Origin of the sequence: Nocardia ignorata NBRC 108230 (assembly GCF_001612905.1) — a bacterium.
GTDB lineage: Bacteria > Actinomycetota > Actinomycetes > Mycobacteriales > Mycobacteriaceae > Nocardia > Nocardia ignorata.
The window spans coordinates 18,379-32,127 of record NZ_BDBI01000009.1 but is presented as its reverse complement, the minus strand read 5'-3'; the positions used below and the strand labels follow the sequence as shown (position 1 = coordinate 32,127).

Here is a 13,749-nt window from a genome sequence, read left to right as displayed (position 1 = left end):
CGCTTACAGGTGGAAAGCGATCTGGATGACACCTTCCGTGCGGTGGGCCGAGATCGGGAGGTCGGAATCGATGATGAGCCGCATCGCCTTGGAGTTCGTCGGCATCACCTCGGCGATGAACCGATCGATACCGCGCGCGCGGCCGCATTCGGCAAGGCGGCCTAGCAGGTCGGTACCGATGCCATGGTGCTGTTCGTCGGCGGCGACGACCATCGCGATCTCCGCGGTGGCACCGTCTTCGAGAACGACGAAATTGGCCACACCGACCAACCGGTCGCCGGTGAACGCGCCGACAGCGCAATGTGCGCGATCACTCGAAGCGATGGGACCGATCACCCGATCGAGGTCCTTGGGAGGTGGGGCGAAGAACCGGAAATAACCGTCGTTGCCCACCAGACCGGCGTGCAACGCACACACCGAGTCGCGGTCGGCGGGGCCGAGTTCGCGGTAGCTGATGCCCGATATCGTGGTCGTCACCGCTCCTCCTTCTTCGCTCGGGCGACCGCGACTTTCAGCGCGCCGGTTTCCGCGGCGCGCGCGAAAGTGTCGTAGGCATCGGTGAATTCGTCCATATCGAAACGGTGGGTGATCAGCGGAGTCGGATCGAGACGGGCTGATCGGATCAACTCGATCAGTCGCGGTGTCGAATCGGTGTCCACCAGACCGGTGGTGATGGTCAGATCACGACTCCAGATGTCCTGCAGAGGTAGTGAGGCCGAGGCGCCGTGGACGCCGATGTTGGCGACGTGACCACCGGGCCGCACGAGATCGATGGCCAACTCGAACGTCTCGGGTACGCCGACCGCCTCGAGCGTCACGTCGACACCCCGGCCACCGGTGAGCTCGGCGATGATCGCGGTCACGTCGTCGCGACGACTGTTGAGCACTGAATCGGCACCGAGTTCTCGTGCCGCGGCCAATCGCGCGTCGGCGATGTCGATGACGACGATGTGGCTCGGGCTGTAGAGTCTCGCCGTCATCACCGCGGCGAGCCCGATCGGTCCGGCCCCAACGATGGCGACGGTGTCGCCGGGCGACACCGCTCCGTTGCGTACGCCGACCTCGAAGCTGGTGGGCAGGATGTCGGCGAGCATCAGCATCTGCTCGTCGCTGATCCCCGACGGGATCAGATGGGTCGACATGTCGGCGAAGGGCACGCGCACCGATTCGGCATGGGTACCGTCGATTTCGTGGCCGAGCAGCCAACCGCCGCCACCGACACATTGCCCGTACCGCGCCTGGCGACACGAGAAGCACACGCCGCACGCGCTGATGCAGGAGACGAGCACCCGGTCACCGGCGCGCAAGGTGCGTACGCCGCTGCCGACAGCGGTGACAGTTCCGACGGCTTCGTGGCCGAGTATCCGTCCTGGCTCGACCTCGGGCACGTCGCCGCGCAAGATGTGCAGGTCGGTACCGCAGATGGTGGCTGTGTCGACCCTGACGACGGCATCGGTGCTGTCGCGGATCGTAGGGTCGTCCACCTCACGAAAATGCGGAAGTCCCGGACCGTCATAGACCATGGCGAACATCGCGAATCTCCTTGTCTGTCAACAGCACTCGAATGTGGAATGGCGCGCCCGCACGGCTACAGGCGTGGATCCTCGGCCGAGGGGTCCTCGGATTCGGATAGCGCTCGACAAGCCCGCGACGGCCGGGCCGCGGGAAGACGGTCCCCTGGAAGCGGCCCGGCCGTGGCGGAGTGCTACTTCCCGGTCGGGCCGGCGTCCTGGGATTCGACCGGAATGTGCTTTTCCTCGGTGTCCTTTTCAGGGCCCGACAAAGGAACCGAAACGGTGAGGATGCCGTTCTTGTAGGTGGCTGTGGTGTCGTCCTCGGTCGCGCTGGGCGGCAAGGCGACCGAGCGTGTGAACGAGCCGTAGGCGAACTCGCTTCGCCCCTTGGTGGTGGTGCGTTCACTGCGCTCGGCTTTGATGGTGAGCACGCCGTCGCGGACGGTGACGTCGATGTCCTCGGCGGGATCGATCCCGGGAAGTTCGGCGCGGACGAGGTACTTACCGTCAGCGATCTCGTCCTCGACCTTGATCAGCCTTCCTTCGAAGAGCGGCCGCAGATTCTGGGCGGAGGGAAAGCCCGACAACCAGTCGGTGAACTCGGGGAGCAGCGAGTGGGGGCGGTGTGCGGGGAGCAAGCTCATGGTCATCTCCTGTGCGGTGAATCGGACGTCTTCGATTCGACCAGGGGGCGAGCGAGCCGCCTAGGGACGACGGACCCCTCGACCGAGGCCCTTCGTCCCGTACGGCACGGATCCGCGGGACAACCTCGTCCCTTTCGTGCCGGGTCGTCCGGCCCTGCCCCCCACCCCGGTGCTCGGCGCACAGTGGCAGGAACAGAAAGGCGGTCCTCGTGTCCACTCCGCACAACGCAAGAACTCCGGTAGTGGTCGGCGTCGACGGCTCTGAGCAGGCAGGTGTCGCGCTGCGCTGGGCGGTCGAGTACGCGACGCGACATCGCGCCCCGCTGCAGCTGGTCAACGCGGTCGATACCCCTGTCGACTACGACTTCGGCCTGATCGCCCCGATTTTCGATTACGAAGCGCTGCACCATCACAGTGCGGCCGTCATCGCGGCGGCCTCGGCGCGAGCTGCCGAGTTCAGCGCGCCGACCCGCGAAGTCACGATCACGACGGCCAGTTTCGACGGCTCCGCCGTCGCCGCGCTGCTGCATCACGGTCGATCGGCACGTCTGCTGGTCGTCGGCAGCCGAGGTCTGGGTGCCCTGCGACGGACCGTGCTCGGGTCGGTCAGCACCGCGCTCGCCCGGCATGCGGACTGCCCGGTCGCGGTGATCCCGGAAACCGAATTCGACGTCGATGCTCCGATCGTGGTCGGAGTCGACGGCTCGGCGTGCAGCACCGATGCGATCGCCCTGGCCTTCGACGAGGCAGCACATCGAGGCGTCCGGCTCGTCGCTGTCCATGCTCGGTCCCGGTCCTACCGCCACCGAGCACACACCGCCGTGCAGATCGCGGCCGAAGCGTTGCTTTCGGACAGCCTGGCGGACCACGCGGAAAAGTATCCCGAGGTGAAAGTTGATCTCATCGCGGTAGAGGACCGGCCGTCGCGGGCTCTACTGACCGCCGGAGCGGACGCGCAGCTGATCGTGGTCGGCAGCCACGGTCGCGGCGGGTTCGCCGGTATGCCCCTCGGCTCGGTCGCCCAGGCCGTGTTGCACGGCACGGATCGCCCCCTGATCATCGCCCGACCGCGGGGCGAGAACTGACCGTCCTTTTTCGCACAACCTCTCGCACCCAAGAGCGGTGGAGCGCGACGCGAAGACCGACGACCTGTTCGCATCACGAGAAGTGCGCTCTATCCGACCGGATCCGAAGGGTGGCCTTCACCGCGATCTTGGGCCAGCGCCAACAGCTCGGCGATGCCGCACTCGATACCCTCTGCGAGCACATCGATGTCGGGAGTCGTGTCGTAGTCACCGGTGATCCCGAAGACGAGATGTTGCTGATAGCTCAGAATCGCGATCGTGGTACGCAGTCGCATCGCGATCGGGATACACGGCAAGATCTCCAGGACCGGACGCCCGATCAGTGCCAGCCGCCGTCTCGGGCCGGGAACATTCGTCGCCAGGGCCGCGACACTGCGCTGAGGGAAATGTCCCGCGAGTCGGAAGGCCCATGCGACGACCGCGTAGGGAAGCGATTCGGCCACCTCCAGCATCGATCGCTCGGCCTCGGCTTCCCCCCTGGCGCGGTGGTAGGTGACCCGGGCGTGGACCGCGTCGAGCCGTTCGACCGGGTCCGACACCTCGACGGGCAGATGCGGAATGATGGCCGACACCCGGTTGTCCAGCGCATCGCCGGCGGTACCCGGCCGGACCGAGATCGGAACCAGGATGCGCAGGCGTGTTATACCCGGATCCTCGCCTCGCCGGAGCAGAAGGGTGCGATAGGCGGAGGTGACGGCCGCCAGAGCCACATCGTTGACCGACGCCGAGAACGCCGCCCCGATCTCACGGACGTCGGTCAACGAAGACCGGGCGACGACGTACCTTCGCTGCCGCCCGATGGGGCCGTTCAACGAAGACGAGCCACTCGGCGCGACAGCGGCGCACACCACCGGTACGAGGCTTCGTATCGCCGTGATCGTGAAGCGGGGCGCCGTCACAGGTAAGCGCACAATCCTGGCCGCGAAAGAGAACCGACCGCGACCCGGCACAGGCGAACTCGGCTGCACCTCCGGTACGGAGCGATCCTCGGTCGGCTCGCACAGCCGCTCGAACAAAGAGATCCCCGAGATGCCGTCGACCATGGCGTGGTGGGCCTTCACGATAAGCGCCCATCGATCACCCGCCAGGTGTTCGACGACTACGCACTGCCACAACGGATGGTCACGGTCCAGGCGTTGCGCCAGCTCCGCGGCGATCACCTCGCGCAGAGCCGACTCGTCGTTCGGCTCCGGCAAAGCGATCCAGCGAACATGGTGGGCCAGGTCGAAGTGTGGATCCGCCTCCCATACCGGTGCGGTCAGGTCCCATCGCGAACTTCGCACCCGCTCACGGAGACGATCCACGTGGTCGAGGCGACTCTGTAACCATTCGACGAATTCCGCCCGTGTCGGTGCGGGCCCGGCCACGATCGCCGCGGCACCGATCCCCAGACTGATATGTCGGTCGGTGTCCTCCAACTCCATGAATCCCCCGTCCAGGGGATGCAGCTCGCTCATCAGTCGACCTCACGATCGGTGTACGTGTCATTTCGCCAACGCGCACACAGTCGCGAGGCGCCACATCCATCCTCCGACGTGCCGACCGGAGCGGTCAGAGGCGATGGTCCGCGGCCGACGGTCCTGATCGCGTTCGTTCAGTGTGGCTTTGGTCCCCACGGTGCGGGCACCTCGGCCCTGCTCCTCTCCCCACGCGCAGGGCGACGCTGGTAGTCATGACACCGAAAACAGCCAGGCGGATGCCCGGTGCCGACCTCTCCGATGTCACGGCCGCCGGCAGGCACCATGATCGGTGAACCGGGAACACGATGCTGCTCGACCCCGGCGCACACGAGGTCGCGATGACCACGGTCGGCTACCGGGGACTGACATCCGCGGAAGCCGCCGTGCGCCATCGCCGTGACGGCGCCAACGCACTGCCGGCGACGCCTCCGCCGAATCGGATTTCGCAGTTCGCGGGCCAGTTGACCCACTTCTTCGCGGCCATGCTGTGGATAGCCGCCGCACTGGCGCTGATCGCCGGCATGCCGGCACTTGCCATCGCCATCGCCTGCGTGGTGATCCTCAACGGTATCTTCGCGTTCGTCCAGGAATACCGGGCCGATCGGGCCGCTCAACGGCTCCACGATCTGCTCCCGGTGACAGCGGCGGTACGACGCGATGGGCGCGTCGTCACCGTCGACTCGGACACCCTCGTGATCGGCGATCTCCTCGTCCTCGAAGCGGGCGATCGAGTCTGCGCCGACGCGACGATGCGGACCGCTCGGCGTGTCGCCGTGGACGAATCGATGCTGACGGGCGAGGCGGAACCGGTGCCACGAGGTATCGGCGAGCTCGTCCTTGCCGGCACCTACGTCGTGGCAGGCCAAGGTGAGGCGGAGGTGCACGGGATCGGGTCGGCCACCCGCCTGGCCACCCTGGCCGCCGCCACCGCTCGGGCGACCAGACCGCCCAGCCCACTGACTCGTCAGCTGCACCGGGTAGTGCGATTGGTCGCGCTCATCGCCGTCCTGGTCGGCGTGTCGTCGTTCGGTGTCTTCGCCGCTCTCGGACGGGACCTCACCGAGAGCCTGCTGTTCTCGATCGGTGTCACCGTCGCTCTGGTTCCGGAGGGACTGCTGCCTACGGTCACGTTGTCTCTGGCAAGGGCGGCACAGCGGATGGCCGGGCAGAACGCGTTGGTCCGCAGGCTCGAGGCGGTCGAGACGCTGGGCGCGACGACCTTCATCTGCACCGACAAGACCGGCACCCTGACGCGCAATGAGATGCAGGTCGTCGAAGTATGGACGCCGCCAGGCCCGGTGATCGTCGACGGGACCGGGTACAGCCCGGACGCCACCCTCACCGGAACCGCCGAGGCAATCGCGGCGACCGCGACAATGGCAGATTCCGCCGCGCGATGCTCCCCGGACGCCCGCGCGCAATTCGTGCAGGCGAAGTGGGTGCCGATCGGCGACCCGATGGAAGTCGCCGTCCATGTTTTGGCCACCCGCACCGGCGCGGCCCCACCACCCGTTCCATGGCACCGCACACCGTTCGACACCCATACCCGCCGCGCATCCGTGATCGATGCCGACGGCGAGCACATCACCGGCGCACCGGAAGCAATACTGGCGCTCTGTGAGTCCGATACCGAAGATGCCACCGCCCGGGTAGCGGAGATGACCGCGCGCGGACTCCGAGTCCTCGCCGTCGCCCGCGCCGCGGACCCGGCCTCGACGCCACGCCTGCTCGGCGTCATCGGCCTCGAAGACCCACCACGCGCCGACGTCGCCACGGCGATCGCCGACTGCCGCAGTGCCGGCATCCAGGTGGCCATGGTCACCGGCGACCACCCCGGCACAGCAGCCGCGATCGCCGAGCAGGTCGGACTGTTCGGTCCGGACCGCCTCGTCCTGTCCGGGGCCGACCTCCCCGAGGACGACGGCCGGCTGGCGAGCTTGCTCGAGCGCGGCGGAGTGGTGGTCGCGAGGGTCGCACCCGAACAGAAACTGAGGATCGCCGCCGCGCTACAACGACGAGGGCATGTCGTCGCGATGACCGGCGACGGGGTGAACGACGGTCCCGCGCTACGCGCTGCCGACATCGGCATCGCGATGGGCGCCTCGGGTACCGACGTGGCGCGCGAGGCGGCCGACCTGGTTCTGTTGGACGACCATTTCGGCACCATCGTCGCCGCGATCCGGCTCGGCCGTGCGACCTTCGCCAACATTCGTCGGTTTCTCACTTATCACCTGACCGACAATGTCGCCGAACTCGCGCCGTTCGCGCTCTGGGCGGCGAGCGGCGGAACGATTCCACTCGGTTTCACCGTATTGCAGGTGCTCGCGCTCGACATCGGAACCGACATGCTGCCCGCTCTCGCGCTGGGCGCCGAGCCACCGAATCCGCGCACCATGTCCGGGCCGCCCAAGGCCGGCACGCTCATCGATCGCACGCTGTTGCGGCGGGTATTCGGTGTGCTCGGTGCTACCGAGGCCACCGTCGCCATGTGTGCGTTCCTCACGGTGCTGACTGTCGCGGGCTGGCGGCTGGGCGACGAGGTCGCCGCAGGCACTCTCGCGTCGGCGTCGGGCGCGCTGTTCGTCGCGATCGTCCTCGGCCAGCTGACCAACGCGTTCGCCTGCCGGAGTGAGACACGCTGGGTGGGAGCGACCGGATGGCGCGGGAATCCACTGCTGCTGACCACCGTCGCGATCGAGATCGCGCTGCTTGTCGTATTTCTGTGGGTACCGCCACTTCCCGAACTGCTCGGCGGCTCACCGCCGACCGTGCTCGGATGGGTCCTCGCGGCCTGCGCGATACCCGCGCTCTTGGCGGCCGATACAGCGCACAAGATGCTGCGGCGCCGTCGAAGATGAGGAACCAAGCTGTCACACCGCGCCGTTGTGTCGCCGACCGATATCGCGATCAGCGCGATCGACCAGGCGACCGCGGCACCCAGAGCGGTGGCGATCGTCCGGATGCGCACCGGCAATCCGGGGAACACCTACACCAGCACCCGACCCTGCGGCGTACCCGTAAACGGCGCCTTACCCTGTTCCCCCCGCGAGCAGCGCCATGACCGCGATACCAGGCGAGGCATCGCGGACCAGCACCTTAGACCACCGCCGGAGCAGCGAAACGCAACGCCTCACCAGCTGTCACCGACACCATCCAGCGTCGCCAGAACGCGTTCGACGTGCGCCGGGCACGCGATTCGCGAGGGTCGCCTCGGCGCGGGGACAGTTCGATCACCACCAGGGGATCGTCCACCGGAACCGCACAGCGGGTGAAGGTCTGCTGATAGTGGGCCGCGAGCTCCTCGTGTTCGAGCGAGCCCGGCTGGGCGACGTGAGCCACGCCGTTGACCCATCGATCTCGTAGCCGGATCGACACCGGGTGAGGCGAGGTGAAATTGCGCCACCACTTCTTGGTGTCGGAGCGCGCCACCCGGATGACGGCGCGCTCCCCCACTCTGGCGTACGCCACGGGGAGCGCGATGCGACGCCCGGAGCGCCGCCCTCGGTAGCGCAGCTCGGCCATCGTGGGGCTGCACCGCGCGACGAACGGTATCCCCAGGACCGAAAGCAGTAACGACGCGCCGACTCCGGGTGCTTGGAACTTCGTCGACACGCTCATGATCGGATCATCGGCGCACCGCCACGGACCTCGACATCCAGAACGCTGTCGACGGAGCGCCGCGGACTGCGCGGAGGCGCAGGCGTTCTTGCACTACCGATCCGGACCAATACCTGCGGGTGCGAGTGCCCCACGAGATCTGTCACCTTCGCGCGTGACGACGGCAGCTCCGTGACGTGGGAGACGGTGCAGGTGGACAGGTCGTGCACCGTGCATTCGAGCAGAATCGCCGACAGCGCATACCCACAATCCAGCACGGCCTCCACCGAATCGCTCTCGGTCGACAGCACGACGACCTCGGCCGCGTCGTCGGCGACGCAATCCGGTGACGCGGCCGAACCGGCGGGGAACTCCCTGCCCAGCGGCACGCGGCCCCGGTCCGGAGCGGCAGGCAACCCGGCAGCGGGAACTCCATCGCTGTTCCGTTCCGGGCCCGAGGTCCACCAGCTCAATTCGGCACCGTATTTCGGGTCGTATCGGCGTAGTCGCCAGGTGAGCTGCGAGATCCGCCGCAGCGCGTCGACACCGTCGCCATCCAGAAACGTCACCCTCGTGTGCGATCTGTCGCCGAGGAACTCCAAGATCTTCGGCGTCGTCACCCATTCGGGCGGGGGGTCCATGGGCATCCGGTCGCTGTATCGCCGGTCGATCGCCGCACCGAGCTCTCGGTCGGCTTCTCGGGGCTCGCACCAGTCCCTGGGTTCGATCGTCGCGATGTGGCCGCGCACGGTCGGCGACGGGAAGCGGGCGGTCCGCGTATCCCAACCCGCCGCCGCCCACGCGACCTCGCCGTGGTGCAACATCGCTCCGCAGCCGAGAATGCCCTCCCGGTTGAACGAGTCGGTGGCTGGCAGCAGCCGATCCCGATCGACGAGCAGCGCGGCACGGGCGCCGTCCCAGCGCCATCGCCACGGTTGGCTGTTGTGCAACGACGGAGCCCGGGCCGCTCGCTCGTACACGGCGTGCACAGTCGCCAGGTCAGGTGTTCGTGTGATCCTCATCGGGGGCCCCGTTCCAGTCACCGGCCGTCATGCCGGTCCGCCGGTACCGATGCCACTCGCGAGCAGCAGATCATGCGCGTGGCGAGCGGATTCCGCGGTCCGTGTGGGGGTGTCCGGGTCGGTCGGCAGCTGTTCGAGTCCGTGCGACAGCGCCATGACCGCCTCGGTGAGCGTCGTCACGTGCTGCTCGAGTCGTGTCAAGCGATCCGGCTCTGGTTGTTCCTCGACATCGGGTGCCGGCAGCCGAAGCTCGCCCGCGATGTCGGATGTCGCCCCGTACAGCAGGCGGAACAGCATGATCGGCATCCCGGCGAAGACGCGCGGGAGCAGCCCGGGCGAGAATCGCGAGTCCAGCGCGTAGGTCACCGCCGCCACCACGGCGGGAACCTCTTCGGGCTCGATCCCGGCTTCGCGGGCGAATTGGGCGCAGAACTCCCGAATGCCGTGCCGCACCGGCAGATGGCTCGGCACCCAGTTCTCGAAGTAGACACCACGCAGCAGCTCGGGCAGCTGCGCGGACAGGTGCGCCGAACTGTCGGTCCCGATCCGATCACGCACCGTGTGCAACCACGCACGCAGTGCGCGAAGGGCGAACCGGCGATCATCGGTGTCGAGGCCGTCGGCTACGGCGCGCAGCCACACATGGGCGGTGTGGACCGTCGGGGCCAGTGGATCATGATGGTTCGACATGAAGTTTCTCCTGGTTGTCGACGCCGTCCCCCACGGCTTCACCTGCGAGGGGTGCACGAGCTACACCATCACCACGCTGTGCCGATGTAGCTGGGTGACCAACCTCGTTGTCGTCCACCCTGGGCGTGCTCGATAACTCCATCATCGGCGCCGGGGCCGGACCGACCCAGATCCGAAAGGCATCGCCGAGACGGCTGAAGGCCCTTTGTTCCGGCCGGGTCCGCTCGGGACCAATGCCCGTCACCACCCGGGACCTTCGACCGTATCGGCGAGTCCGGCTCCCGGCGAGGCTGGAAACCGACACCGAACGGAAACGAGGACCGAAATGGGCGATTTCGTCGCAGAATTCAGGCAATTGCGGATCGAAGACGCTGATCGGGCCGGGGGCAAAGGCGCCAATCTCGGCGAACTCGTCGCCGCGGATCTGCCGGTGCCTGCCGGTTTCGTCGTGCTGGCCGCCGCGTACGAACACGCGATCACCGACAGTCCCGTCGGCACAGCACTCGGGCAACTCCACGATCGAGCTCTGGCCTCGGTGACAGACACCGCCCAGCTCGCCGACCTGTGCGAGAAGATGGCGGAGCTGGTCCGCGCTGTCGACCTCGACGATATGGTCCGCGAGCCCGTCTCGTCGGCCTATGGCGCGCTCGGTGACGATATTCCGGTCGCAGTGCGTTCCTCGGCGATCGGCGAGGACAGCGCGGGCGCTTCCTTCGCCGGGATGAACGTGACCCGCACCAACATTCGCGGCAAAGACGCCCTGCTGGCCGCTGTGGTCGACTGCTGGGCCTCGCTGTTCAGCCCTCGGGTGCTGACCTACCGGGCCCGCCGCGGGATGCGCGGGCGACCGACGATGGCCGTCGTCGTGCAGCGCATGATCGATGCCAGAGCCGCCGGGGTCGCCTTCACCGCGGATCCCGCGACGCGGCGACGCGATCGTGTCGTCGTCGAAGCCGCCCGGGGATTGGGCGAGGTCGTCGTCTCGGGAGCGGTCGAGCCCGATACCTACCTACTCGACGCGGCGGGCCCGGACCTGCTGCGCACCCGGATCGGACGGCAAAGCTATGCGATCATGTCCGGCCCGGACGGCGACCGTCGGGTCGAACTGGATGCCACCGACGCCGCCTCCCCGGTCCTGACCGACGAGCAGGCCCGGGCGGTCGCGCGGCTGGCGCTGTCGGTACAGGCCCACCATGGCGGGATCCCCCAGGATGTCGAGTGGGTCTTCGACGAGCAGGGTGCTCTCTGGATCGTGCAGGCGCGACCCATCACGACGCCGACCGAGGCCGCCACCTCGTCGAGTTCGCAACCCTCCAGCGACGCGGCCCTTGTCCAGGGCATCGGCGCGGCGCCCGGTGTGGCGTCCGGGCCCGTTCGCGTGCTGGCTTCGCCGGATCTCGGGCAGCTGCTGCGCGCGGGTGAGGTGCTCGTGGCGCCGATGACGAATCCGGACTGGCTACCGGCGTTGTCGCGAGCCGCGGCCGTGGTCACCGACAGCGGCGGCATGACGTGTCACGCCGCGATCGTGGCACGTGAACTGGGAATTCCCTGCATCGTCGGTGCCCGCACCGCCACCTCGGCTCTCGTCGACGGCACCCTGGTGACGGTCGACGGATCCACCGGGCAGGTCAGGGCAGGAACCACCGACGTCCCGGCACCACGTCCGGCCGGACGCGTCGCACCGCACAGCTTCGCCACCGAGCCCACCGCGACCAAGATCTACGTCAATCTGGCCACTCCTGACGCGGCCGTCGCCGTCGCCGCGCAGGATGTCGATGGAGTCGGGCTGTTGCGCGCCGAAACCTTGCTGACCCGCGCGCTCGAGGGCCGCCATCCCCGAGATCTTCTCGCGCGAGGAGAACAGCGGCTCTTCATCGACCGGTTGAGCGAGTCGCTCGACCGGATCGCCACGCCGTTCGGCGCTCGACCGGTGGTCTACCGCACCACCGACTTCCGCAGCAACGAATTCCGCGCACTGCGCGGGGGCGAGCGATACGAGCCCGTCGAACACAACCCGATGATCGGCTACCGCGGCTGCTACCGCTACATCCGTGAGCCGGACCTGTTCGACGCCGAACTCTGCGCGCTGGCGCGCGCCCGCCAGGATAATCCCAATCTGCACGTGATGATCCCGTTCGTGCGCACCAAGTGGGAGCTGGAAGCGTGCCTGGAACTCATCGACGCCAGCGAGCTGGGTCGGCAACGCGGCCTGCACCGCTGGGTGATGGCCGAGGTCCCCTCGGTGCTGCACTGGCTCCCCGAATACGTCGGTCTCGGTATCGACGGTGTCTCCATCGGCAGCAACGACCTGACCCAGCTGATGCTGGGTGTCGACCGCGACTCCGAAGACTGCGCCGAGCTGTTCGACGAATCGGATCCGGCTGTGCTGGATGCCATTTCACGCATCGTCGGACTCGCACGGCGCCTTGGCATCACCTCGTCGCTGTGCGGTCAGGCGCCCTCGAACCGGCCGGAGTTCGCCGAACATCTGGTGCGCATGGGAATCACGTCGGTGTCGGTGACGCCGGATGCGGTCGCGGCGACCCGCCGGGTCGTCGCCTCCGCCGAACGCCGCGTCCTGCTCGATCACGCGCTCGCTGCAGACACTTCCCCGCGGACTGTCGGTCACGCGCCGCCGGCCGCCGGACGGACGTGATCAAGGCACCAGCACGGCCGCGCCGTCGAATCGGCCGAGCGAGAGGTCGAGCAAAGCGCGGTCAGCGTGCTCCAGCGGATAACGATGGGTCGAAACCCTCAGCCGGTAGTGCTCCGCCAGGCTGAGGAATTCCCGGGCTTGTGCTCGGGTGTTGGATGTGACGCTGCGAATCTGGCGTTCCCGGAACAGGTGTCGCTGATAGTTCAGCGGAGGGACGTCGGTGAGGTGGATTCCGGCGATCGCCAGCGTCCCCCCGGCGTCCAGCGCCTCCATCGCGGGCAATACCAGTTCACCGACGGGGGCGAACAGGATCGCGGAATCCAGCGGCTCCGGTGCCGGGTCGGCCGCACCCTGCACAGAAGCCGCGCCGAGCGCCGATGCCAGCTCCCTGGCCGCCGGGTCTCTGGTCATCACATGGACGCGAGCTCCTCGCGCCAATGCGATCTGCGCGGTGAGATGGGCGCTACCGCCGAATCCGTAGATGCCGAGAACGCCGTTCGGCGGTACCTCGGCCCGCACCAGCGCGTGGTACCCGATGACCCCGGCGCACAGCAGCGGCGCAAGCTCCTCGTCGGAATAGCCGGCAGGCAATGGGAGCGCGAAGTCGACGGGGACCGCGGCGAATTCGGCGTATCCGCCGTCGGCGTCCCATCCGGTATAGCGCGACCGAGGGCACAGATTCTCCGCGCCACGCAGGCAGTATCGGCAGACCCCACAGGTGTGTCGCAGCCACGGGACACCCACCCGGTCACCGACCGCCACACCGCTGTATCCCTCCGGAACCGACACGACCTGCGCGACGACCTCGTGCCCTGGGGTCACCCCCGAACGGTGGACGGGTAGGTCGCCTTCCACCACATGCAGGTCGGTACGGCACACCCCGCAGGCAAGGACCCTGACCAGTAGTTCGTCGGCCATGGGTTCCGGCATCGGCTCCTGGCCGAACCGCAGCGGAACAGCGGACCCGATCGGGCCGGGACGCGCCACTCGCCACGCTCGCATCGTCTCGCCGCTCCCTTCACGTTGCACCGGCGGTGTCCTGTCCACCCTGGCACGAAAACCCGTGGTCGCCGGGAAGTCC

11 protein-coding genes are annotated in these 13,749 nt (G+C 67.9%); 3 read left to right on the top strand and 8 right to left on the bottom strand.

Annotated elements, in window-relative coordinates:
* Positions 1–3: 3 nt before the first annotated feature.
* From NI2_RS07735 to NI2_RS07725, 3 genes are all read right to left on the bottom strand, one after another.
* Complete coding sequence (locus NI2_RS07735; protein WP_067487926.1) at positions 4–477, bottom strand: GNAT family N-acetyltransferase; 474 nt, start codon at positions 475–477, stop codon at positions 4–6.
* Entirely contained in the window at positions 474–1,532 is a 1,059-nt protein-coding gene (locus tag NI2_RS07730) for a zinc-dependent alcohol dehydrogenase family protein (protein ID WP_067487923.1), read from the bottom strand. Before NI2_RS07730 ends, NI2_RS07735 begins: the two co-directional genes overlap by 4 nt.
* A gap of 173 nt (positions 1,533–1,705) precedes the next feature.
* Positions 1,706–2,158, bottom strand: a complete 453-nt coding sequence (locus NI2_RS07725) for an Hsp20/alpha crystallin family protein (RefSeq protein WP_067488319.1) — start codon at positions 2,156–2,158, stop codon at positions 1,706–1,708.
* A gap of 209 nt (positions 2,159–2,367) precedes the next feature.
* Between NI2_RS07725 and NI2_RS07720 the strand changes: the two genes are divergently transcribed.
* Entirely contained in the window at positions 2,368–3,243 is an 876-nt protein-coding gene (locus NI2_RS07720; RefSeq protein ID WP_067487921.1) for a universal stress protein, read from the top strand.
* Between the two features lie 89 nt (positions 3,244–3,332).
* Here NI2_RS07720 and NI2_RS07715 read toward each other — a convergent pair whose 3' ends face one another.
* On the bottom strand, positions 3,333–4,700 hold the full coding sequence (locus NI2_RS07715) for a wax ester/triacylglycerol synthase family O-acyltransferase (RefSeq protein WP_067487919.1): 1,368 nt from the start codon (positions 4,698–4,700) through the stop codon (positions 3,333–3,335).
* Positions 4,701–5,008: 308 nt separating this feature from the next.
* Here NI2_RS07715 and NI2_RS07710 point away from each other — a divergent pair, with 308 nt between their 5' ends.
* Positions 5,009–7,561 carry a cation-translocating P-type ATPase gene (locus tag NI2_RS07710; protein ID WP_243750052.1) on the top strand — a complete coding sequence of 851 codons (2,553 nt, stop codon included), beginning with the start codon at positions 5,009–5,011 and terminating at the stop codon, positions 7,559–7,561.
* Positions 7,562–7,799: 238 nt separating this feature from the next.
* Here the strand turns inward: NI2_RS07710 and NI2_RS07705 are convergent, their stop codons facing one another.
* The 3 genes from NI2_RS07705 to NI2_RS32855 are packed head-to-tail and all read right to left on the bottom strand — an operon-like array spanning position 7,800 to position 10,012.
* The gene (locus tag NI2_RS07705; protein ID WP_067487917.1) at positions 7,800–8,321 is read right to left on the bottom strand and encodes a hypothetical protein; all 522 of its coding nucleotides are present in this window, start codon (positions 8,319–8,321) and stop codon (positions 7,800–7,802) included.
* Positions 8,318–9,322, bottom strand: coding sequence for an Acg family FMN-binding oxidoreductase (locus tag NI2_RS07700; RefSeq protein ID WP_084476107.1), 1,005 nt, complete (start codon positions 9,320–9,322; stop codon positions 8,318–8,320). The genes NI2_RS07705 and NI2_RS07700 overlap by 4 nt, the downstream gene beginning before the upstream one ends.
* Before the next feature lie 27 nt (positions 9,323–9,349).
* The gene (locus NI2_RS32855) at positions 9,350–10,012 is read right to left on the bottom strand and encodes a DUF2267 domain-containing protein (RefSeq protein ID WP_084476105.1); all 663 of its coding nucleotides are present in this window, start codon (positions 10,010–10,012) and stop codon (positions 9,350–9,352) included.
* Between the two features lie 325 nt (positions 10,013–10,337).
* On the opposite strand from NI2_RS32855, the gene ppsA reads away from it, so the two are divergent.
* The gene (ppsA, locus tag NI2_RS07690; RefSeq protein WP_067487915.1) at positions 10,338–12,668 is read left to right on the top strand and encodes a phosphoenolpyruvate synthase; all 2,331 of its coding nucleotides are present in this window, start codon (positions 10,338–10,340) and stop codon (positions 12,666–12,668) included.
* On the opposite strand, the gene NI2_RS07685 is transcribed toward ppsA, so the two are convergent.
* Positions 12,669–13,670, bottom strand: a complete 1,002-nt coding sequence (locus NI2_RS07685) for a zinc-binding alcohol dehydrogenase family protein (RefSeq protein WP_067487913.1) — start codon at positions 13,668–13,670, stop codon at positions 12,669–12,671.
* Positions 13,671–13,749: the final 79 nt, after the last annotated feature.

What these genes read in the sequence shown, in the direction of transcription:
- NI2_RS07730 (WP_067487923.1), bottom strand. Translation starts at nt 1,532, where the DNA reads ATGTTCGCCATGGTCTATGACGGTCCGGGACTTCCGCATTTTCGTGAG.
- NI2_RS07725 (WP_067488319.1), bottom strand. Translation starts at nt 2,158, where the DNA reads ATGAGCTTGCTCCCCGCACACCGCCCCCACTCGCTGCTCCCCGAGTTC.
- NI2_RS07715 (WP_067487919.1), bottom strand. Translation starts at nt 4,700, where the DNA reads ATGAGCGAGCTGCATCCCCTGGACGGGGGATTCATGGAGTTGGAGGAC.
- NI2_RS07710 (WP_243750052.1), top strand. Translation starts at nt 5,009, where the DNA reads ATGCTGCTCGACCCCGGCGCACACGAGGTCGCGATGACCACGGTCGGC.
- NI2_RS07705 (WP_067487917.1), bottom strand. Translation starts at nt 8,321, where the DNA reads ATGAGCGTGTCGACGAAGTTCCAAGCACCCGGAGTCGGCGCGTCGTTA.
- NI2_RS07700 (WP_084476107.1), bottom strand. Translation starts at nt 9,322, where the DNA reads ATGAGGATCACACGAACACCTGACCTGGCGACTGTGCACGCCGTGTAC.
- NI2_RS32855 (WP_084476105.1), bottom strand. Translation starts at nt 10,012, where the DNA reads ATGTCGAACCATCATGATCCACTGGCCCCGACGGTCCACACCGCCCAT.
- ppsA (WP_067487915.1), top strand. Translation starts at nt 10,338, where the DNA reads ATGGGCGATTTCGTCGCAGAATTCAGGCAATTGCGGATCGAAGACGCT.
- NI2_RS07685 (WP_067487913.1), bottom strand. Translation starts at nt 13,670, where the DNA reads ATGCGAGCGTGGCGAGTGGCGCGTCCCGGCCCGATCGGGTCCGCTGTT.